Source organism: Halorubrum sp. (assembly GCF_046498025.1).
Lineage (GTDB): Archaea > Halobacteriota > Halobacteria > Halobacteriales > Haloferacaceae > Halorubrum.
Window position 1 is genome coordinate 1 of record NZ_JAWOBM010000075.1, and the last position, 21,094, is coordinate 21,094.

18 protein-coding genes are annotated in these 21,094 nt (G+C 69.5%); 14 read left to right on the forward strand and 4 right to left on the reverse strand.

Annotated elements, in window-relative coordinates; all coding sequences use genetic code 11:
- Both R6U01_RS13350 and R6U01_RS13355 read left to right on the forward strand, forming a co-directional pair.
- A partial coding sequence (locus tag R6U01_RS13350; RefSeq protein ID WP_410286950.1) for a DUF460 domain-containing protein occupies window positions 1-1,691 on the forward strand: 1,691 nt, incomplete at its 5' end.
- A 94-nt stretch (window positions 1,692-1,785) separates the two neighbouring features.
- A complete protein-coding gene (locus tag R6U01_RS13355; protein WP_410286951.1) occupies window positions 1,786-2,772 on the forward strand; it encodes a tyrosine--tRNA ligase in 987 nt (328 codons plus the stop codon).
- A 23-nt stretch (window positions 2,773-2,795) separates the two neighbouring features.
- On the opposite strand, the gene R6U01_RS13360 is transcribed toward R6U01_RS13355, so the two are convergent.
- Window positions 2,796-3,554, reverse strand: a complete 759-nt coding sequence (locus R6U01_RS13360) for a topoisomerase DNA-binding C4 zinc finger domain-containing protein (RefSeq protein WP_410286952.1) — start codon at window positions 3,552-3,554, stop codon at window positions 2,796-2,798.
- A gap of 181 nt (window positions 3,555-3,735) precedes the next feature.
- On the opposite strand from R6U01_RS13360, the gene R6U01_RS13365 reads away from it, so the two are divergent.
- On the forward strand, window positions 3,736-5,085 hold the full coding sequence (locus R6U01_RS13365) for a RimK/LysX family protein (protein WP_410286953.1): 1,350 nt from the start codon (window positions 3,736-3,738) through the stop codon (window positions 5,083-5,085).
- Window positions 5,086-5,087: 2 nt separating this feature from the next.
- On the opposite strand, the gene R6U01_RS13370 is transcribed toward R6U01_RS13365, so the two are convergent.
- Window positions 5,088-7,430, reverse strand: coding sequence for a DEAD/DEAH box helicase (locus tag R6U01_RS13370; protein WP_410286954.1), 2,343 nt, complete (start codon window positions 7,428-7,430; stop codon window positions 5,088-5,090).
- A 201-nt stretch (window positions 7,431-7,631) separates the two neighbouring features.
- Between R6U01_RS13370 and R6U01_RS13375 the strand changes: the two genes are divergently transcribed.
- The 8 genes from R6U01_RS13375 (at window position 7,632) to R6U01_RS13410 (ending at window position 15,486) form a co-directional block, all read left to right on the forward strand.
- Window positions 7,632-7,994: a TRAM domain-containing protein gene (locus tag R6U01_RS13375; RefSeq protein ID WP_410286955.1), complete on the forward strand. Its 363-nt coding sequence runs from the start codon at window positions 7,632-7,634 to the stop codon at window positions 7,992-7,994.
- A 115-nt stretch (window positions 7,995-8,109) separates the two neighbouring features.
- Window positions 8,110-11,781 (forward strand): LAGLIDADG family homing endonuclease, encoded by a 3,672-nt coding sequence (locus R6U01_RS13380; RefSeq protein WP_410286956.1) that lies wholly within the window; start codon window positions 8,110-8,112, stop codon window positions 11,779-11,781.
- A complete protein-coding gene (locus R6U01_RS13385) occupies window positions 11,782-12,114 on the forward strand; it encodes a hypothetical protein (RefSeq protein WP_410286957.1) in 333 nt (110 codons plus the stop codon).
- 39 nt (window positions 12,115-12,153) lie between these two features.
- Window positions 12,154-12,492 carry a hypothetical protein gene (locus R6U01_RS13390; RefSeq protein WP_410286958.1) on the forward strand — a complete coding sequence of 113 codons (339 nt, stop codon included), beginning with the start codon at window positions 12,154-12,156 and terminating at the stop codon, window positions 12,490-12,492.
- Window positions 12,489-13,262, forward strand: a complete 774-nt coding sequence (locus R6U01_RS13395) for a hypothetical protein (RefSeq protein WP_410286959.1) — start codon at window positions 12,489-12,491, stop codon at window positions 13,260-13,262. Before R6U01_RS13390 ends, R6U01_RS13395 begins: the two co-directional genes overlap by 4 nt.
- Before the next feature lie 51 nt (window positions 13,263-13,313).
- On the forward strand, window positions 13,314-14,102 hold the full coding sequence (locus R6U01_RS13400; RefSeq protein WP_410286960.1) for a hypothetical protein: 789 nt from the start codon (window positions 13,314-13,316) through the stop codon (window positions 14,100-14,102).
- A complete protein-coding gene (locus R6U01_RS13405; RefSeq protein WP_410286961.1) occupies window positions 14,099-14,749 on the forward strand; it encodes a P-loop NTPase in 651 nt (216 codons plus the stop codon). Before R6U01_RS13400 ends, R6U01_RS13405 begins: the two co-directional genes overlap by 4 nt.
- Before the next feature lie 59 nt (window positions 14,750-14,808).
- A complete protein-coding gene (locus R6U01_RS13410) occupies window positions 14,809-15,486 on the forward strand; it encodes a peptidase (RefSeq protein WP_410286962.1) in 678 nt (225 codons plus the stop codon).
- A gap of 17 nt (window positions 15,487-15,503) precedes the next feature.
- Here R6U01_RS13410 and R6U01_RS13415 read toward each other — a convergent pair whose 3' ends face one another.
- Window positions 15,504-15,809 (reverse strand): HalOD1 output domain-containing protein, encoded by a 306-nt coding sequence (locus tag R6U01_RS13415; RefSeq protein WP_410286963.1) that lies wholly within the window; start codon window positions 15,807-15,809, stop codon window positions 15,504-15,506.
- Window positions 15,810-16,120: 311 nt separating this feature from the next.
- On the opposite strand from R6U01_RS13415, the gene R6U01_RS13420 reads away from it, so the two are divergent.
- The 3 genes from R6U01_RS13420 (at window position 16,121) to R6U01_RS13430 (ending at window position 19,699) form a co-directional block, all read left to right on the forward strand.
- Window positions 16,121-17,629 carry a phenylalanine--tRNA ligase subunit alpha gene (locus tag R6U01_RS13420; protein WP_410286964.1) on the forward strand — a complete coding sequence of 503 codons (1,509 nt, stop codon included), beginning with the start codon at window positions 16,121-16,123 and terminating at the stop codon, window positions 17,627-17,629.
- Complete coding sequence (gene pheT, locus R6U01_RS13425; RefSeq protein ID WP_410286965.1) at window positions 17,629-19,437, forward strand: phenylalanine--tRNA ligase subunit beta; 1,809 nt, start codon at window positions 17,629-17,631, stop codon at window positions 19,435-19,437. The genes R6U01_RS13420 and pheT overlap by 1 nt, the downstream gene beginning before the upstream one ends.
- Before the next feature lie 97 nt (window positions 19,438-19,534).
- On the forward strand, window positions 19,535-19,699 hold the full coding sequence (locus R6U01_RS13430; RefSeq protein WP_410286966.1) for a hypothetical protein: 165 nt from the start codon (window positions 19,535-19,537) through the stop codon (window positions 19,697-19,699).
- 55 nt (window positions 19,700-19,754) lie between these two features.
- Here the strand turns inward: R6U01_RS13430 and R6U01_RS13435 are convergent, their stop codons facing one another.
- Complete coding sequence (locus R6U01_RS13435) at window positions 19,755-20,936, reverse strand: aminopeptidase (RefSeq protein ID WP_410286967.1); 1,182 nt, start codon at window positions 20,934-20,936, stop codon at window positions 19,755-19,757.
- Between the last annotated feature and the right edge of the window lie 158 nt (window positions 20,937-21,094).

The window sequence follows — 21,094 nt, forward strand, 5'->3', positions numbered from 1 at the left end:
CCTCTCGCCACGGGATCCCGTACGGAAAAAAGCCGATGAAGGAGGCGGAGGCGTCGGCCCGGCTGGCCGCGGCCAACGTCGGCCACGAGGTGACCGCGTTCACCGACGAGACGCGGGTGAAGGTCTCCCGCGGGCGCTCGACCGGAAAGGGCGGGTGGAGCCAGGACCGCTACACCCGACGGATCCACGGCAACGTCAGGAAGCGGACGCGACAGGTGCAGTCGAAGCTGAACGACGCGAACCTCGAGTTCGAGCGCGACGTGACGGAGAAGTACGGCGGCTACGCGAACGCGACGTTCACCGTGGAGGCGCGCCCCGAGGACATCCCCGTGTCGAACTCGCGGGCGGGCGACGTCCGCGTCGAGGTCGAGCGCGAGCGACGCGACGGGATCGAGTACGAGCCGCTCGTGCAGCGGCGCGACCGGGTGATCGTCGGGATCGACCCCGGGACGACGACCGCGGCCGCCGTCGTCGGACTCGACGGCACCGTCCACGCGCTGTACTCCTCGCGGACCGCCGACACGGCCGCGGTGACCGAGTGGATAATCGAGCAGGGACGGCCGATCATCGTCGCCGCCGACGTGGAGCCGATGCCGGAGACCGTCGAGAAGTTCCGGCGCTCGTTCGACGCCGCCGGCTGGCGGCCGACCACGGACCTCCCCGTCGACGAGAAGCTCCACCGGACCCGCGAGGCGGGCTACGACAACGACCACGAGCGCGACGCGCTGGCGGCGGCGCTGTACGCCTACGACGACCACGAGGACCAGTTCGACCGGATCGCGGCGAAGACCCCGCCGCGGCTCGACCGCGAGGCGGTGATCGCGGGAGTCGTCGCCGGCGGCGCCTCCGTCGAGTCCGTCGTCGCGGAGCTGAGCGAGGACGACGGCGGCGAGAGCGGCGGCGGCGCGGCCGACGGGGACGAGTCGGACCCCACCGAGCCCGAGCGCACCGAGGAGGAGGAGACGATCCGCCGGCTCCGCGAGCGCGTCGAGCGGCTGGAGTCGCACGCCGAGTCGCTGGAAGACGACCTCGCCGAGCGCGACGACCGGATCGCGGAGCTGGAGAGCGAGCTGGAGGAGGCGAGACGCGAGGAGCGCATCGAGGCGCGCGCTCGCCGGGCCGTCTCGCGCCTCGAACGCGAGACCGACCGACTGGAGCGCGAGCGCGACGAGGCGAGAGAGGCCGTCGCGGAGCTGGAAGGGAAAGTGGAGACGCTGAAGGAGCTGTGGCGGCTCGATCACTCGAACTTCGATAACGTGGCCGCGGACCAGGGGCTCGTCAGCGTGAAGGTGGTCGAGCAGTTCACGCTCGACGCGCTGGACGCCGCCGACGAGGCGTACGGGCTGGTCGCCGGCGACGTCGTCTACCTCCGCGACGCCTCCGGCGCGGGTCGTCGGACCGCAGAGCGGCTGGCCGAGACGGATCCCCGAGCGGTGATCCGCGACGGCAACCTCTCCGACGTCGCCGACCAGGTCCTGTTCGACCACGACGTGCCGGTCGTTCCGGCGGACGCGGTTCCCGTCCGCGAGGTCGACGAGCTGGCGGTCGCGAGTGAGACGCGACTGGACGCCGCCCTCGACGACTGGGAGCGACGGAGCGAGCGCCGGCGCAAGGCGGAGAAACAGGAGCACCTCGACCGGATCATCTCGGAGCATCGCGCGGGGCGGACGCTGCCGGAGACCGAAGAGTAGCGTCGGCGGAGGCGACCGTTCCGCGGAGACGGCCCTCGCGACGCGCTAGCGCGCTTCCAGAAGTCATATGACCGACAACCGCACAGTCGTGCGTATGGACGCCTACGAGCGGATCACCCGGAACGCGGCCGAGGTGGTCACCGAGGAGGAGATCGAGGCGCTGGCCGACGACCCCGACGGGAAGCGGGCGTACGTCGGCTACGAGCCCTCGGGTGTCCTCCACATCGGGCACATGCTCACCGCGAACAAGCTCATCGACCTCCAGCAGGCCGGGTTCGAGGTGACGGTGCTGCTCGCCGACGTGCACGCCTACCTCAACGACAAGGGGTCGTTCGAGGAGATCCGCCACACCGCAGAGCGCATGCGCGACCAGTTCATCGCGTACGGGCTCGACGAGTCGAACACGCAGTTCGTGCTCGGCTCCGACTTCCAGCTCGACGACGACTACACGCTGGACCTCCACGCGTTAGAGCTGGAGACGACGCTCGCGCGGGCCGAGCGCGCGATGGCCGAGATCACCTCCGGCGACTCGGTGAAGGTGTCGCAGGCGGTGTACCCCCTCATGCAGGCGCTCGACATCCCGTACCTCGGGGTCGACCTGGCGGTCGGCGGGATGGAACAGCGCAAGGTGCACATGCTCGCGCGCGACGTGCTCCCGAGCATCGACCGCGAGCCGCCGACGAGCCTCCACACGCCGCTCATCGCCGATCTCGGAACCGGCCGCGGGAAGATGTCCTCCAGTACGGGCGTCACCATCTCGATGGAGGACTCCCGCGAGGACATCGAGTCGAAGGTGAACGACGCGTACTGCCCGCCGACCGCGGAGCCGGAGCCGACCGACGACGGCCAGTCCCGGGAGAACCCCGTCCTGCAGGTGTTCGAGTACCACGTCTTCCCCCGGTTCGAGACGGTCCGCGTCGAGCGCCCGGAGGAGTACGGCGGCGACCTGGAGTACGACGCCTACGACGCTCTGGCGGACGACCTGGAGTCCGGCGACCTCCACCCCGCCGACGCGAAGGGCGCACTCGCCGAGTACCTCGACCGGCTCATCGCGCCGGGACGCGAGCAGCTCGCGGAGTAGGCGGTTTCGTTTCGGCCGGTTCGCTACTCGTCCTCGCCCGCCGCGTGCCCTTCGTACTCACAGCTCCCGTCGAGGCAGTCGCGGCCCGTCGCCGTCTCGAAGACGGGGAGCCCGCAGTCGCACTCGTCGACGACGACGCCGGAGGGGATCGAGAACGTCGTCTCGCAGTCGGGGTAGTTCTCGCAGCCGAGGTAGACGCGGCCGGGCGCCGACTTGACGAGGAGCTCGCCGTCGCAGTCGGGACACTCCCAGACGCGGTCGAACCGGTCGCTGACGGCGGCCTCCATCGGGTCGCACGCCGGGTCGAGACAGAGGTGGAACGGCTCGCCGCGCTCGATCCGGATCTTCGGCAGCCCGCACTCGTCACAGACCCCGTCGGTGACGCTCCCGCCCGCGGGGAGGCCCCACCGGCGCTTGCAGTCGAGACAGACCACGTCGCCGCGCGACCGCACGAGCGGGCCGCCGCCCTCCGGGCAGGTCCCGACCGGGATTCCGGCCTCCGTGATCGGCAGGGCGCGGCCGGCGGTCGCCTCCTCGGAGACGACCCGGAGGCGTCGGGTGCCGTCGCGGGCGGTGACGGAGAAGCCGTCGTCGTCGCGCTCGACGACGACCGAGTCGGGGCGGGTGAGCCACGCGACCGGCTGGTAGCCGTCGGCGTCGTGGACGAGCGTGGTGTCATCGGGCTTTATCAGCACGACGACACGCCCCCGATAGGTCCGGGAGCGGTCGCCGCGTTCGGTCACTCGGCAGTCGCCTGCGAACACGCGGAGTCGTTCGGGCATGCCGCGGGGTTGCCCCGTTCTCCGATTTAAGAAGTGGGCGGTGAGACGGAGTGGGCGGTGAGACGGAGTGGGCGGTGAGACGGAGTGGGCGGTGAGATCGGACGTGTCGAGCCCGGGCCGGACGTCGCTGACGGAAGAATTGTGTGTTTCTTTTAACAAGATCGTTTCCGTAGGGGAACATATGAACGAGGCTTCCGGTTCGGGTCCGTCGAGAACAGCGGACGCAGCTTCCCCCGTTCGGGTCGGGGTGTTGAGTTTCCACAACAGCAAAGAGACCAAGGCGATCCTCAACGCCGTTCACGCACTGGGGCACGAGCCGGTCTGGCTCCGCGAGGAAAACGCTCGCTCGTGGATCGAAGACGAGAACCTCCGGTTCGACCCCGACGTGGAGGTCGTCGCGAACCGACTGTTGACGACGAAGGCGGTCCAGCCGCTCGACGAGCTCGGCATCGCGACGAGCTACGCCGCCTCGCGTCCCGTGTTGAACCCGCCGGCCGCCGTCGTCCAAGCCATGCACAAGTACGGCGCCGCGGCGACGCTCACCGCGGCCGGGATTCCGGTTCCCGACGCCTACATGGCCTTCAGCCACCAGACGATCAACGAGGGGAACCGACTCACGAACGAGAAGGCGGTCCACAAGTCCGCCATCGGGACGCACGGGGACCGAATGGCGGTCGTCGGCGCGGACGACGCCGTCTCCCCGTACATCGCCCGGCGGCGGGCGTTCTTACAGGAGTTCATCGACACCGGCACGGATCGGCCGTTCGACGTCCGCGCGTACGTCGTCGGCGGTCGCATCGTCGCCGCTATGAAGCGGTACGCGCCGTCGGACGAGTGGCGCACGAACGTCGCCGTCGGCGGCGAAGTCGAGGACTTCACTGCCGACCTCCCCGATGAGGCGGCGCGGCTCTCGCGCGAGGCGGCCGACGCGCTCGGCCTCGACTACGCCGGCGTGGACCTGCTGTGTCGCGACGGTGTGTGGTACGTTCTGGAGGTGAACGTGACGGCGGGATTTAAAGGGCTCTTCGAGGCGACGGGGATCAGCCCCGCGCCGTATATCGCCGCCCTCGCGATCGAGCGGGGCGGCGGCCGCGTGGACTCCGACCGCGTCGCCGACCTCGCGGAGGTCTTGGACGACTCGGTCCCGGCGTGTAAGCCGTCGGTCGACCCGGAGCCGGAGGGATCGGCGACGGTCGGCTACACCGAACGCGTGACGGTGAGCGCGGGCCAGCACGCGATCGACGCGGTCGCCAAGTCGGACACCGGCGCCCGGCGGACGAGCATCGACTTCGACGTCGCCGCGGAGATCGGCGCCGGCCCCATCGTCGACACGGTCCTCGTGAAGTCGGGATCGCGCGCCGGTCGACAGAAGCGCCCGGTCGTCGAGATCGACGTGAAGATCGGGAGGCAGTGGCAGACCGTGACCGCGAGCATCGAGAACCGAAACCACATGACGTACCCCGTGCTCCTCGGTCGGGACGTCCTCGACGGCTACCACGTGGACGTCAGGAAACGGGAACGCGAGGAGTGATCTTACCCCACCCGGACCGTCCGCGTGGCCCTGACGGGCATCAGCGGCAGGTCGGGGAAGACGACCTCGACGACGAACACCAGCTCGTCGGCGTCGGGGGGACCGAACACGCCGACCGGGACCGTCGTCTCGCCGTCGAGGTACGTCGTCGTCGCGGTCATCTCCACGTCGTTGACGGTGACCCGGATCCCCGTGCGGGCGCTCCCGGAGAGGGTCGAGACCGCCACCTCGCACAGTTCGTTCTCGCCGACCGCGATGGCGTCGGGGAAGTCGCCCCAGTCGACGTCAATACGGGGGCAGTCGCGGGCGGCGTCGACGACGCGCTCGGCGACGGAGCCGCTCATGCCGGCGTTCTCCAGCGCTCCGGCGCCGGCGTCGACGACGGCCGCGGGGGAGGTGAGCCCGGCGTCCGCGAGCCGCTCGGCGCGGCCGGATCCGACCCCGTCGATCGCGGTGAGCGCGACCGCCTCCCGCGAGACGCCGTGATCGACGCGCGCCTCGACGCGGCACGCGAGGTTCGCGGCTCGAGGACCGGCGAACCGGTCGAGGAACTCCGAGAGCGCGGCCAACAGGCGGAGCGCGTTCTGGCGGATCACCCACGCGTCCGAGCGCAGGTCAGCGGGGATCGAGTCGGCCATCCCGGCGAGCAGGATGGCGAACACCTTCCGGTGACCGTCCTCTAAATCGGTGTCGTGGCCGTCGAGGATGCGGTCGATCGCGTCCGACTCGGCCGACCGCGCCGAGACCGAGTCGAACTCGCCGGCCGCCGCGACGGTCTCGAGGATGCGGTCCACCGTCAGAGTCTCGCGGTCGGCGAGCCGCCGGAAGCGACGGGCCGTGTCCAGACGGAGGTAGTACTTCGAGGCGAGCCGGCCGAGCCCCGTCGGCTCGATCGCGAGCTCGTCGTTGGCCGCGACGAACCCGTCGGTGACGAGCGAGTCGAGGGTGTCGCGCACGCGGTCCCGAAGCGTGCCGAACTCGTACGCCTCGGGCTTCGACTCGGCGCGGACGTAGTAGAACGTGGTCTCTAACCACTCCATCACGTCCTCCAGTCCGCGGATGGTCCCCATCGCGATCTCGGCGTTGAGGTGCGACTCCAGCTCCGCGGCGAGCCGGGACTCGATCTCCTTGCCCTCCCGGAGCAGCTCGCGGTACTTGTCGGCGTCCGCGCGGTCGCAGACCACCCAGCCGTACCCCACGTCGTCGTAACCGGGCCGGCCCGCCCGCCCCAGCATCTGGAGCACGTCGAGCGGCGAGATGTCCGTCTCCCCCTCCAAGGGGTCGTGGTACTTCGTGTCGCGGATGACGACGCAGCGCGCCGGGAGGTTCACCCCCCACGCGAGCGTCGACGTCGAGAAGAGCAGCTTGATCTTCCCCTGCTTGAACCACTCCTCGACGCGGTCGCGGTCCCCCTTCCCGAGCCCGGCGTGGTGGAAGCCGACGCCGTCGGTGACGGACTGGCGGAGCGTGTCGTTGGTGAGCTCTTTCGCCTCGTTGTGGTAGTCGTAGTCGCCGCGGGAGTCGATCGGGATGTCGCGGTCGGTGATCTCGTCGCGCGCCTTCTTCGCCGCCTGCACCGTGTCCTGCCGCGAGGAGACGAACACGAGCGCCTGCCCGTCCTCGCGGACGTGCGGCTCCGCTAAGTCGAGCGCGCGGTAGAGCCGGCGGTACTTGTCGGCGAAGGCGTTCGAGCCGTGCGAGTACGTCTTCACCCCCGTTTCGAGGTCGACCGGGCGGTACTCGTCGCCGAACACGTAGGTCGTCTCCGCGGGCGCGTCGAGCCACTCGGCGACGTCCCCGACGTTCGGCATGGTCGCCGAGAGGGCGACGACGCGCGGGTCCTGCAGCCGGCGGAGCCGCGAGACCGTCACCTCCAGCACCGCGCCGCGCTTCTCCGAGTCGAGCAGGTGGACCTCGTCGATGACCACGCAGTCGACGTCGGTGACGAACGAGTACCGCGCGGAGTCGTGTTTGCGCGTCGCGCTGTCGGCCTTCTCGGGCGTCGTCACGAGCACGTCGGCGCGCTCGGCGCGGCGGGGGTTCAGGTCGCGCTCGCCGGAGACGACGTACACGGAGTAGCCGAGCTCCTCGAAGCGCTCCCACTCGCTCTCCTTCTCGTTGGTGAGCGCGCGGAGGGGGGCGATGAAGAGGGCGGTCCCGCCCTCCGAGAGCGTCTTGCAGATGGCGAGCTCGGCGAGCGCGGTCTTACCGGAGGCGGTCGGCGCGGAGGCGACGACGTTGTGGTCGGTCCGCAGGATCCCCGGCAGCGCCTCGCGTTGCATCCGGTTGAACTCCTCGAACCCGAACGCGTCGGCGAACTCCGGCACCGCGTCCGCGACCTTCACGCCGCACCACGCTCGCGGGTGACTCGAGGGCGACCGAGCGTTGTTCGCATCACGTCGAGTGGGGGGGCTCCAGCCCAAAGGCGTTTCTCATGTGGCCGGCGGGGTCTGAAGGTCCGCGGTTCGGACGGGCACGTTCGGCGGCGGAACCGGTCCGCGCCGCCGACCCCGAGCGTTTAGGTGACCGGAGATCGACCGACCGGTATGATACCGTCGGATCCGATCGTCGTGGGGGCCGTGGCCCTGATCGCCCTGCTCGTCCTGTTGACCCTCGTCCGCCGCCTGCGCGGGCCGTCGGGGGAGGCGCGCGCGTCGAAGCGCGCCCACGAGGCCGCCCAAGAGCGCGAGCCGCCCGTCGAGATCGGCGAGACGTACGAGTTCGGCGTCACCGAGCTCACCGACCACCACTCCGGCGAGGAGGTCGCCGTCGGCAAGGTCGAGGGGTTCGTCGTCTTCACCGAGGACATCCCGCGCGACCTCTCGCCGGGCGACGTGATCCGCGCCAAGGTGCTCTCGTTCAACGAGGGGCGCACCTCGGCCGACGCGACGTTCGTGACGAAAGCGTAGCGGGACCGCGTCCGGACCGAACGGAACCGGATTTTCGGGTCGAACGGAGGCCGCCGAGGTTCACCTCCGCTCCGAGCATGAGGTTCATACGTGATGCCGACGAAGGGGTTTCGTAATGGCTCAGGCCGGGAATCAGGACCTCACGGAGCGGTTCATTCAGTTCTACCGCAACTACTATCGCGAGGAGATCGGACAGCTTGCGCAGCGGTATCCCAACGAACAGCGCTCCCTATACGTCGACTACGACGATCTGTTTCAGTTCGACCGCGACCTCGCCGAGGACTTCCGCACGAAGCCGGACCAGATGTGCGAGTACGCCGAGGAGGCGCTGCGGCTCTACGACCTCCCCGCCGACGTCAGCCTCGGCCGCGCGCACGTCCGGATAGAGAACCTCCCCGAGAGCATCGACATCCGCGGCATCCGCGTCCACGACGACCACATCGGCAAGCTCGTCTCGGTCAAGGGGATCGTCCGCAAGGCGACCGACGTCCGCCCGAAGGTCACCGAGGCCGCCTTCGAGTGCCAACGCTGCGGCACGATGACGTACATCCCGCAGAGCGACGGCGGCTTCCAAGAACCCCACGAGTGTCAGGGCTGCGAGCGGCAGGGGCCCTTCCGCGTCAACTTTGACCAGTCGGAGTTCATCGACTCCCAGAAGCTCCGCATTCAGGAGTCGCCCGAGGGCCTCCGCGGCGGCGAGACCCCCCAGTCGCTCGACGTCGACATCGTCGACGACATCACCGGAAAGGTGAGCCCCGGCGACCACGTCACCTGCGTCGGCGTTCTCCACATCGAGCAGGTCGAGCAGGGCAACGAGAAGTCCGCCATCTTCGACCTCTATATGGACGGCGTCTCCATCGCCATCGAGGACGAGGAGTTCGAGGACATGGACATCACCGAGGCGGACAAACGCGAGATCATCGAGCTCTCCAACCGCGAGGACATCTACGAGGCGATGGTCGGCTCCATCGCGCCCGCTATCTACGGCTACGAGGAGGAGAAGCTCGCGATGATCCTCCAGCTGTTCTCCGGCGTCACGAAACACCTCCCCGACGGCTCGCGGATCCGCGGCGACCTGCATATGCTGCTTATTGGCGACCCGGGTACTGGAAAAAGTCAGATGATCAGTTATGTCGAGAATATTGCTCCGAGATCAGTTTATACGTCCGGGAAGGGGTCATCTGCTGCGGGGCTCTGCGTAGTTGGTGACACGAAGATTCACACGAGCGACGGGTTCGTCCCGATTCGGGAGCTCGCCACAGACCAGCACCCCGATCCGGTCGAGATCGAAACGGCCGCAGAGTCGACGCGCGATCTGTACACGTTCGACCGTGCCAACGGCTCGATCGATCTCGCGGAGAGTTCCCACGTGTGGCGAATGCCCGAGAAATCGTGTCGGCGGATCGAGACGGCACACGGAAAGGATCTCGAAGCGTCGGTCAATACGCCGGTTCTCGTCTGTGACGGGCACGGCATCGAGTGGCGCGAGATTTCGGAGGTCGGCGTTGGCGACCACGTTGCGGTTCCACGGTACGCCGGGATCGACCGGTCATCGCCGTCAGTTCGTGAGTACGTCGAGTTCACGGGTGAAAAACTGAAACCGACGGACGAGTCGATCGAACGCCTCCGCACTCGTCTCTGCGAGGAGTTCGGGACGCTTCGTAACGCGGCCGCCGAACTCGATCTCTCGGAGGACTTTATTTACGACACGCTCTCGAACCGTCACATTCCACGCGAAAAGCTCGATACGGTCCTCGATGCACTCGACGTCCATCTCGACGACATCGGCCTCGAACGGGCGATGCTTCGGCACGGAAGCGGTGTGACGATCCCCGAGAAGTTCGACGCGGATCTGATGTATCTGATCGGACTCGTCTTCGGTGACGGCGACGTGATGGTGTCGCGTCGAGGGGGCAACCGCGGTCACGTCCGGATCTCGAACTCGGACACGGACCTGCTGAAGCAGGCCGCCGATATCATCGAAGCCAAATTCGGGAGGTCCGTCCAGATCGAGTACCAGGACGAACGTGTCCCCTGTATTCGTCTTCACAGCGCGACCGTCGCCCGCTTTCTCGCCAACGTCGGCGTCGAATCGCCGAAACACGACATCCGTCTCGATCCGGGACTCACGACGGCGGAACACGCTGACGCATTCCTCCGGGGCCTGTTCGACGCGGACGGGTCAGTTTGCGGACGTGACGACGGCGGATCGAGCGTCCAGTTCTCGACCGTCTGTGGCGAACTCGCGGAGCAAGTCCAACTGATGTTGGAGACGTACGGCGTCCGTTCACGAACCCGTGAGCGTGACCGCCGCGGGACCTACACACGGGCGGACGGACACGAAATCGAATCGACTTCGATCCAAACGCACCTCGCCATTTACGGGAAGGAACTCGACGCGTTCGCCGATCAGATCGGATTCCGGTCGACTGCAAAATCACGGGCTCTACGCGGAATCGTCCGCGACGTGCCTCGGCGTGGTGAACGGCTTCCGGTGGGGAGCGCACTCGCACGGGCAGACGGCGGGTCTACAGCATACCGCCAGAATTTCGTAAAGGGGCAGAACCCAAGTCGTTCTCGGGCGAAAGCCATCGTGGATAGTCTCGATCTCGGCGCGATCGGCGGGGACGTCGAGGAGGTTGCCGACGCCGACCTCGTCTGGGACGAAGTCGTTGACGCCGAACACACCGGAAAAAAAGAGGTGTTCGACCTCACGGTCCCGGACACCCACAACTTCCTCGGAAACGGGATCGTGACGCACAATACGGCCGCAGCTGTAAGAGACGACTTCGGCGACGGCCAGCAGTGGTCGCTCGAAGCCGGCGCGCTCGTGCTGGCCGACAAGGGGATCGCCGCAGTCGACGAGCTGGACAAGATGGATTCGTCGGATAGGTCGGCGATGCACGAGGGGCTCGAACAGCAGAAGATCTCCGTGTCGAAGGCGGGGATCAACGCGACGCTGAAGGCGCGGTGTTCCCTCCTCGGCGCCGCGAACCCCAAGTACGGCCGGTTCGACCAGTACGAGCCGATCGGCGAGCAGATCGACTTAGAGCCCGCGCTCATCTCGCGGTTCGACCTCATCTTCACGGTGACGGACAGCCCGGACCCGGAGCACGACTCCCGGCTGGCGAAACACATCATCAAGACGAACTACGCGGGCGAGCTCAACACCCAGCGCGAGGAGCTGGCGAGCTCGGAGTTCACCCCGGACCAGGTCGCGGAGGTCACCCAGGAGGTCGCCCCGGAGATCGACGCCGAGCTGCTCCGGAAGTACATCGCCCACGCGAAGCGGTCCTGTTACCCGACGATGACCGAGGAGGCGAAGGAGCTGATCGAGGAGTTCTACGTCGACCTGCGCTCGAAGGGCGCCGACGAGGACGCCCCGGTGCCCGTCACCGCCCGGAAGCTTGAGGCGATGGTGCGGCTCGCGGAGGCGAGCGCGCGGCTCAGGCTCTCGGACACCGTCGAGCGCGAGGACGCGGACCGCGCGACCGACATCGTCGAGTCCTGTCTCAAGGACATCGGCGTCGACCCCGAGACGGGGCAGTTCGACGCCGACGTGGTGGAAACGGGCACCTCCAAGAGCCAGCGCGACCGCATCAAGAACATCAAGGGCCTCATCGCGGACATCGAGGCGGAGTACGAGGAGGGCGCGCCGGTCGAGGAGGTGCTCGACCGCGCCGGCGAGATCGGGATGGACCAGGGGAAGGCGGAGGGCGAGATCGAGAAGCTCCGCACGAAGGGCGAAGTGTACGAGCCGAAACAGGGGCACCTGCGGACGACGTAGATGGACCGCATCTCCGCGATACGGAACGTCGAGGACGCGCTCCGCGCGTTCGAGGACGGCGAGGCCGACCTCGCCGACACGGAGCGGCGCGTGGCGACGGTGCTCCGTACCTACGCCACGGAGTTCGACGGCGACGACGACGTGTTCCGCGCGGTCGGTGAGGAGCCGGCCGACGGACGGGTCGTCGTGGCTCCCTCGGCGCCGGCGGCGCGAGAGCGCGTGCTCGCGCTCTCGATCGACGCTGCCGAGGCGAGTACGTCCGACGATCTGACAGACAATAAAAACGATGCAGTCCCCAAGTTCGAGGTCGAACGAGTCAGCGATCCAGAGTAGTTCGGAAGCGATAAGTTCACTCCTCGATCAGCCGCGTTCGTGCTGCTGATCGTGACGTATTCGGAGGCGGCCCGCACCGGCCTCCGAAATCTGTGCCGACGCCACGAGGGGCCGGTCGTCCGACGGTTCGGGCGGGCGGCGCTGCTCGAGGCGACGGAGTACGCCGCCTTCCTCGCCGTACGGCTCCGAGAGACGCACGGCGGGGACGTGCAGATCGAACGAACGGAGCCGTTCAACGAGTTCGTCGCGCTCGACGAGTCGGTCCGCGAGGCCGCGAAAGCGTACGCGAACAGGGAGACGGCGTCGACGCCGTACGCCGCGTTCGCGGCCGGAACGGAGCATCCGGACCCCGATCGCCTGAAGGGGAACGAGCTGTGACCGGCGCGCCGGAACCGCGAGGGCGGTCGGTTCCAGCGCCCGCGACGGTCCTCGGCCGGGTGCCCACCGGGACCAGCCTCCGACGGGAGCTCGCGGCGGCGGCGCGGTCCCGCGGACACACGTCGTCCGTGAGAGACGAGTGCCGGCGGCTCCGCGAGGAGATTGCGGCTATCGAGGTCGACCACATCGACCTCGCCGCGGCCCGGCAACGGGTCGCGGCGGCGAGCGGCGAGGAGGAGCGATTAAAAGAGCGCGTCGCCGCCCTCCGCGGCGACGTTCGGGCTCGGCGGGCCGTGGAGGCGGAGACGGAGGAAGCCCTGGCCGACCTCACGGCCGCAGCGGCCGAGCTCTCGAACGCGCAGACCGAACGGATAGCGGCGGAACAGGCGTTCGAACGAGCGCGCGAGCGGGCCGCCGCCGCCCGCGACGAGCGCGAGCGGCGCCTCGAACTCCGGGACCGACTGCGGAACCGCCGGCGAGACGCGCGTCGCGAACTCGCGGCGGGCGTGTACCCGACGTTCCGCGACGCGCTCGCAGCGGTCCCCGGCGTCAGTCCGACGACCGCCGGTTCGGAGCCGTCGGAGTACGACGGTCCGCCGCTCGCCGCCTCGATCGCGGCGGTTCGGCTCGCCGATCTCGACGCGCCGGTCACGCTCGGGGTCGGGGCCGCACATTGGCTCGCCGTCCGCGGATCGAGGGCTCCGGAGGCGGTGCTCGAGACGCCCGTCGCTCGGTCGGACGCCGTGCCGGGCGCCCAGCACGACTCCTGATCGAGTCGGTCCCGGGCCGACATTTACATCGGATGCCGAAACAGCCGCCGTATGGATCTCTCGTGGACCGTCGACCGGGCGGGCGACGCCTCGCTGGTGCGCTGTCGGGTGCACAACGACGACGCCGTCTCTCGCCGCGTGCGGGTCGAGAGCCGGTTCGACGCCCCGGTGCTTCCGCCGCGGCGAGCCGGCGTGCCGGAGAGCGGCTGGGACGCGACCGGGGTGACGCTGCGGATCGGTCCGGGCGAGCGACGCGGATTCGGCTTCGCCGCGCCGTCCCTGCCGGTCGAGCCACCGGTGACCGTCGCGAGCGTCGAGCCCGTCGACTCAACGGAGTCCGCTCGCGAGGGTCTCGGTCCCGCCGGCGGCGAGAACGCCGGCTCAACGGCGGCAGCCGCGCTCCGCGAGCTCGGCGATCATCGGCCGCCGCGGGCCGCCGTCGACGGGGGGCGCGGGGCCGACGGGGATCGCACGCTCAGGCGAGTCCGCGAGGCCGACGACCCCCGAGGCGACGACCTCGTAGTCCCCGCTCCCTGCGACTCGGACGGCGGACGCCGCGACGCGGGCGAGCGGAGTCGAGCGGCTCCGGAGGCGATCGACGAGTGGTTCGCCGCGGTCGAGGCCCGGATCGACCGGGCGGAGCGCCTGACCGGCGCCGACGTGGAAACGGCGACGGCGGTGGTCGCGGACGCCGGCGGCGTCGACGCGCTCGCCGACCTCGACGAAGGCGTCGCGGAGGACGCCGAGCGCCTCCGAGCGGTGAGCGAGCGTGCGGCGTCGCTCGCAGAGCGCGCGGCGGCGACCGACGTCCCGGTCGGCGCGCTGGAGCGGTTCGCGTGATTCTCGCCGTCGCCGGCGGGAAGGGCGGCGTCGGAAAGACGACGGTCGCGTACAATCTCGCCGCGGCGCTCGACGCGGTCGTGGTCGACGCGGACCTCGGCATGGCCGACCTCCCCGGCGGCCGCGGCCCGGACCTCCACGACGTGCTCGCCGGGCGAGCCGATCCGACGGAGACGGTGCGCACAGGACCGGTCGACGTCGTCCCGTGCGGGCGGACACTCGCCGGCGCCCGCGCCTGCGACCTGTCGGCGCTGGGGGACGCGATGGCGGCGATCGAACGGGAGCGCGGCACCGTCGTCCTCGACTGCCCGGCCGGCAGACGGGCGGACGCGGGCGTCCCCCTGGCGGTGGCAGACGCGTGCTCGCTGGTCGTCTCCCCGCGGGCGTTCGCGCTGGCAGACGCGATCCGGACGCGGGAGCTGGCCCGCGAACTCGACGCCGGGCTCGTCGGCTGCGCCGTCAACCGGGTGACCGAGGAGCCGCCGACGGACGCCATCGCCGACGCGCTCGGCGCGCCCGCGGCGGTGGTCCCCGCGGACCCGCGCGTCGGTCGTTCCGTCGCCGCGGAGCGGCCCGTCGTCGACGCCGCGCCGGAAAGCGACGCCGCGGCGGCGATTCGGGAGCTGGCCGAGCGGGTCCCCCGCTGACGGGCGACGGGGCGCGGGACATCAGGTCACTTTATTCGGTCCGGAACGGAATCGGAGCCATGCTCACCGCCGCGTTCCTCGTCGGCGTCGCCGTCCTCGCCGTCCTCGCGGTCGAGGTCGGTCCGCTGTACGTCGCCGATCGCTTCCGCGACCTCCGCGAGCCGACGGTCGAGGAACGGGACCGCCTCGCCGCGCTCCGCGAGACCGCCGGTCTCGACGTCGACCGGGTCGCGATCGAGACCGCGACGGCGGACGACCGCGGATCGGGGATCGGACGGGTCGACGTCGCCGTCCGCGGGCCCCCTCGCAGGCGAGTCCTCTTTCTCACGGAGAGCGTGCTCGACGGCCTCGAAGAGGACGCCGCGATCGGACTCCTCGCGGCCGAGGCTGGGCGAGTCGAGACGTACTACGGGGAGTTCCGCGCGGTCGCGATCGCGGCGGTGCTCGCGATCCTGGCGGCGATCGTGACGATCGCAGTCCCGTTTCAGGCCGGCTTCGCCTCGCTCGTCGCCGTCGGACTCGCCGCGTTCTGGGTCGGACGACGGGTGCAGTACGCGGCCGACGACCGCGCCGCGGACGCGGTCGGTGCGGGACTGGTCGCCGACGCCTTCGAGCGCGTCGCGGCGATCCGGGGGGTCGAGCCCGAGACGGGGGACTGGTCGACGTGGTTCGAGGTCCAGCCGCCGCTCGGCGATCGGATCGCGAGGCTCCGAGAACGGGCTGAAACCGAGCGGTAAGGGAGGCGCTGTCGGTCTTATTCGGCGACCCGGACGACGACCTCGTCGGGGTCGACGCGCACGTCGTACTCGTCGACGGTGAACGAGAGGTCGACTCCGCTGTCGGGGTGATGCGCGACGAGCGTGTCGATGGCGTCGGGGTCGACGTGGTCGTACAGGACGATGCCCGCGTCGTGGGCGAGCGCACCGGGCTCGACGCCGGTGAGATCGGCGATCGCCTCGACGATCGCGAGACTCGGCGTTCGGTCGTCACAGCGGTGGGAAACGCGAGTTACCTCAGAAAGAGAACCGGTGTCGGAGTCGCTCGTCGGCGCACTGCTCATAATCGCCTTGAGACCGGGTCGGGATATAACGTTTTACCTTTCTAAATCAGATTTGATAATTCGGGTTCGCGGACGGGTCCGAGCGTCGAAAGCGAGGCGGTAACGGTTTTCGGACGCCGCGGTGTCACGTGTCACTCGAACGCGCCGCGGGAGGGATCGACCGACGAAGCGACGGCGGCGCGTTCGGGTTCGTTTCCGGCTGACCGACGCGCGGCGAACTCGCTTCGCGGTCGGGCGGCGGACCCGCGCGGTTCGGCGGCGACGTGCCGGAACCGTTACCAACCAGCCACACGCCTATGGAGACAACTCGAATGCGACTTCCGGAACGACAGCTCGCAGTCCTCGAGGCCGCGAGCGCGACGGACGAACGGACGATAGACGAGATCGCGGCGGAGACGGGGCTGAAGCCGGAGACGGTCACCGGCGCCGCCTTCGACCTCCGCGACGAGGGGCTCGTTTCCCTCGCGGAGACCGCCGCCGAGACGCTCGAACTCACCGACGAGGGGCGACGGTACGTGGACGACGGCCTCCCCGAGGCGCGGCTCTACCGGGCCGTCCTCGCGCTCGACGCCGACGAGGCGCCGGTCCCGATGGGGCGGGTCATCGGCGAGGCCGACCTCGACGGCCCCGAGGTCGACATCGCCCTGTCGAACTTCGCGCGGAAGGGGTTCGGGTCGATCGACGCCGGCGAACTGACGATCGACGGCGACGCCGACCCCGACGCCGACCCGGAGGCGGCCGCGCTCGCGGCGCTCGCCGACGGTGACCGCCCCGCGGTCGACGGCGGGGCTATCGAGCAACTGGATTCCCGCGGCCTCGTCGACCGCGGCGAGTCGGTCACCCGGTCGGTGACGCTGACGGACGACGGCGTCGACGCCCTGATGATGGGCGTGGAGGCGACCGAGACCGTCTCGGAGCTCACGCCGGAGCTGCTCGCCAGCGGCGAGTGGCGCGACGTGGAGTTCGCCGAGTACAACGTCGAGGCCGACGCGCCGACGACGCGAGGCGGCCGGAAGCACGTGCTCCGCCGGACCGCCGACCGCGTGAAGGACGTCCTCGTCGGCATGGGCTTTCAGGAGATGGAGGGCCCCCACGCCGACAGCGACTTCTGGATCAACGACTGCCTGTTCATGCCCCAAGACCACCCGGCGCGGACGCACTGGGACCGATTCGCGTTGGACGTCGATCCGATGGAGGAGATTCCGGACGAGCTGATCCGTCGGGTCGAGTCGGCCCACCGAGAGGGGTGGGGGGAGGACGGCGACGGCTACCACTCGCCGTGGTCCGAGGAGTTCGCCCGCGAGGTCGCTCTGCGGGGCCACACCACCTCGCTGTCGATGCGGTACCTCTCCGGCATCGCGGGTGCGGAGCTGGAGCCGCCCCGGCGCTACTTCTCCGTCGAGAAGGTGTACCGCAACGACACGCTGGACCCGACGCACCTCCTCGAGTTCTTCCAGATCGAGGGGTGGGTGATGGCCGAGGACCTCTCCGTGCGCGACCTGATGGGCACTTTCGAGGAGTTCTACCGCCAGTTCGGCATCACGGACATCCGGTTCAAGCCGCACTACAACCCCTACACCGAGCCCTCCTTCGAGCTGTTCGGCGAGCACCCCGAGACGGGCGAGGAGATCGAGATCGGTAACTCGGGGGTCTTCCGCGAGGAGGTCACCGGCCCGCTCGGCGTCGACTGCGACGTGATGGCGTGGGGGCTCGCCCTCGAGCGGTTGGCCATGCTCACCACCGGGGCGGAGGACATCCGCGACCTCCACGGGACGTTAGCCGACATCGAGTTCCTGCGGAACGCGGAGGTGAGCTACTGATGCCCGTCGTCGACGTCGACGCCGACGAGCTGCGCGGGCTCACCGGCCGCACCGACGCGACCGACGAGGAGTTCAAGGAAGACCTGTTCGGGCTCGGCTTGGAGTTCGAGGGGGAGACCGACGACGGGCTCCTCCAGTTCGAGTTCGCGCCCGACCGGCTCGACCGCCTCTCCGTCGAGGGCGTCGCGCGCTCGCTGCGCTACCACTACGGCGACGACCGCGGCGTCTACGTCCCCGAGACGAACGACCCCGAGTGGACGATCGAGGTCGACGAGTCCGTCCCGGACGAGCGTCCGTACGTCACGGGCGCCGTGATCCGGGGCGTCGACCTCGACGAGGGCGCGCTCGACTCGCTGATCCAGCTTCAAGAGAAGCTGCACGCGACGATGGGACGCGGCCGCGCGAAGGGCGCGATCGGGATCCACGACCTCGCGATGCTCAAGGGCGCGCCGCTCCGGGAGGGCGCGGAGCCGTCGATCACCTACCGCGGCGTCGAGCCCGACGGCGACACGTTCGTCCCGCTGGACGCGACCGACGAGCTGACCCCCGCCGCGGTGCTCGACGAGCACGACACCGGTCGGACGTACGCGGACCTGGTCGAAGACCTGGACCGGTACCCGGCGATCTACGACGAGCTAGGGCTCTTCTCGTTCCCGCCCGTCATCAACGGGAAGCGGACCGAGGTGACGACGGGCTCCCGCGAGCTGTTCGTCGAGCTCACCGGCACCGACCAGTGGACGATCGACCGGATGTGTACCATCATCTGTTACGCGCTCTCCGCCCGCGGCGCGACGATCGAGGAGGTCGAGGTGAACTACGCGGACGGCGCGACCGCCCCGGGCGAGTACGGCGCGGAGCTGGTCCGGCCGAACCTCGACACCGACGAGAAGGCCGTGAGCCACGAGCGCATCGAGACGCTGCTCGGGGTCGAGTTCGAGCCCGAGGAGGTCGTCGACTGCTTCGAGCGCGCCGGGCTCGACGCCTCCTACACCCTCGACGGAGACGTGACCTACGAGGTGTCGATTCCGCCGTACCGCGTCGACGTGCTCCACCCCCTCGACCTCGTCGACGACGTGGGGCGCGCCTACGGCTTCGACAACTTGGAGCCGCGCTACCCCGACGTGGGCACCGTCGGCGGGCGCCACGAGCGCTCCCGACTGGAGGACGCGGTCCGAACGAGCCTCGTCGGGCTCGGCTTCGAGGACCTGCTCAACTTCCACATGACGAGCGGGACAGAGAACTACGACCGCATGAACGTGGAGCCGGGAACCGGCGGCGCCGCGGTCACCGAGGACGGCGACGGATCCGAAGCGCGGCCGCCGCTCGCGGGCGCCGGCGTCGTCGGCGGCGGCGACCCCGTCGAGATAACGGAGCCGTACAGCGAGGAGTACACCCAGCTCCGCACGTGGGCGCTCCCCTCGCTCGTCATGCTGTTAGAGCGGAACACCCACAACGCGTACCCGCAGGACGTCGCGGAGGTCGGCTTCGTCGCCGAGCGCGACGACGCGGAGAACACGAACGTCACCGAGCGCCGCCACGTCGCCGGCGCGGTCGCCCGGCGCGACGCCTCCTACGAGGCCGCGAAGGGTCGCCTGCAGGCGGTGTGCGACGACTTCGGTGCGGAGCTGTCGACGCCCCGGACCCAGCACCCGTCGTTCATCGACGGGCGGACCGCCGCGGTCGAGATCGACGGCGAGCGGGTCGGCGTGATCGGCGAGCTCCACCCGGCGGTCCTCGTCGAACACGACTTGGAGGTCCCGGTCGCCGCCTTCGAGTTCGACCTGGACGCGCTCCGACAGTCGAACTGAATCGAGGCGAAACCGTCGATGCTGGCAGTTACACGATCGGATCCGATCGTGATGGCGGGATCACAAGAAATTTGTACCGTTTGCAGAAGAACTCCGCATGAACTGCGAGAAGTGCGGTATCGACGCACCGGTCCACCACTGCGACGTCGACGGGTTCGCCTACTACCTCTGCGTGACGTGCATCGAGGACTGGAACGCGGTTTCGGGGCGTCCTGACACGAAGACGCCCGCAGACACCTCGGAACGGTCCGTCGTGCAGTAGGCCGGCTCGGAGCCGCACCACCCCCTCTCGCCGGAGCGTCCCACAAAGACCGCACCTACTCCTCGAACCCCGCCTCCCACCGGAACGTCCCGTTTCGCTGGACGACCTCGCCGTCGACCTCCATCCGCGAGCGCTCGCTCACGTCGCTTATCATGTCGACGTGGACCGCGCTGTCGTTGCCGGACTCGCCGTCCGGGAGGCAGGCGTCGTAGGCGCGGCCGACCGCCATGTGGACCGTGTCGCCCATCTTCTCGTCGAAGAGGATCGAGTCGGTGAAGCGGTCGATGCCGCGGTTCATCCCGATCCCGAGCTCGCCGAGGCGTCGGGCGCCCGCGTCAGTGTCGAGCACGCTCGCGAGCGCCTCCTCGCCGGTCTCCGCGGAGAAGTCGACCACCTCGCCCGCCTCGAAGACGAGGCGGACGTCTCGGACGCGGGTCGCGTCGATCGTCATGGGCACGTCGAAGAACGCCTCGCCCTCGGTGTCGTACGGCGCGGTGAACACCTCGCCGGAGGGGAGGTTGTGGGAGTCGTACGCGACCGACGCGGCGGAGTTGACCGCGGTGCGACCCGCGATCGACATCGTCACGTCGGTGTCGGGCGCGTCGTCGCGCTCGGTGACGATCCGGACCTCCTCGCCCGCGTCGAGGACCGCTTTCATCTGCGCCATCTCGTCGGCGAGCGCCTCCCAGTCGCGGAGGACGGCGTCGTAGACGAAGTCCTGGTACTCCTCGTAGGCCATGCCGGCCTGCTGCGCGAGGCTCCGGGTGGGGTGGACCGTCGACACCCAGTCGGTGTCCATCCGCGCCTCGCGAACGCCCTTTCTCGCTTTCGCGTACGCCTGTCGCGTCTCGCTCGACACGTCCGCGGTCGCGGTGGTGTTGCGCCCGCCGCCGATCCGGAGGTAGACGTCAGCGGCCTCGAAGATCGCGCGGTCGACCGCCGGGTCGTCGTCGAAGGTGGGGACCGCGTTGTCGGCGGCGGCGCCGTCGCCGTTATCGTCGTCGCCGTCTCCGTTGCCGTCGACCCCCGCCTCGGCGCCTTTTAAATACGCCCGGGAGAGTTCGTCGGAGCCGTACAGCGTCGTGACGGTCGCCCCTCGCTCGCCGAGCGCCTCGGCGACGGCGACGCCCAGCTCGTGGGCGGCCTCGGCGACGCTGACGACGACGTCGTCGCCGGCCTCGACCCGCGCGCTCCAGTCGACGAGCACTTCCGCGTGTTCGCGTACGCGTTCGTCCATGATGATCGGTGCGTCGTGGGGGAGCGGTAAATCGGTGCCGGGAGGGTGAGACTCGTCGAGCGTATCTGTGGTCGGTTTATAAATCGATGACTGTGACTCGGCGGTGAACACGCCCAAAGCCCCAGCCGCTCGGCGATACGTGATCAGTGACTCGGCGG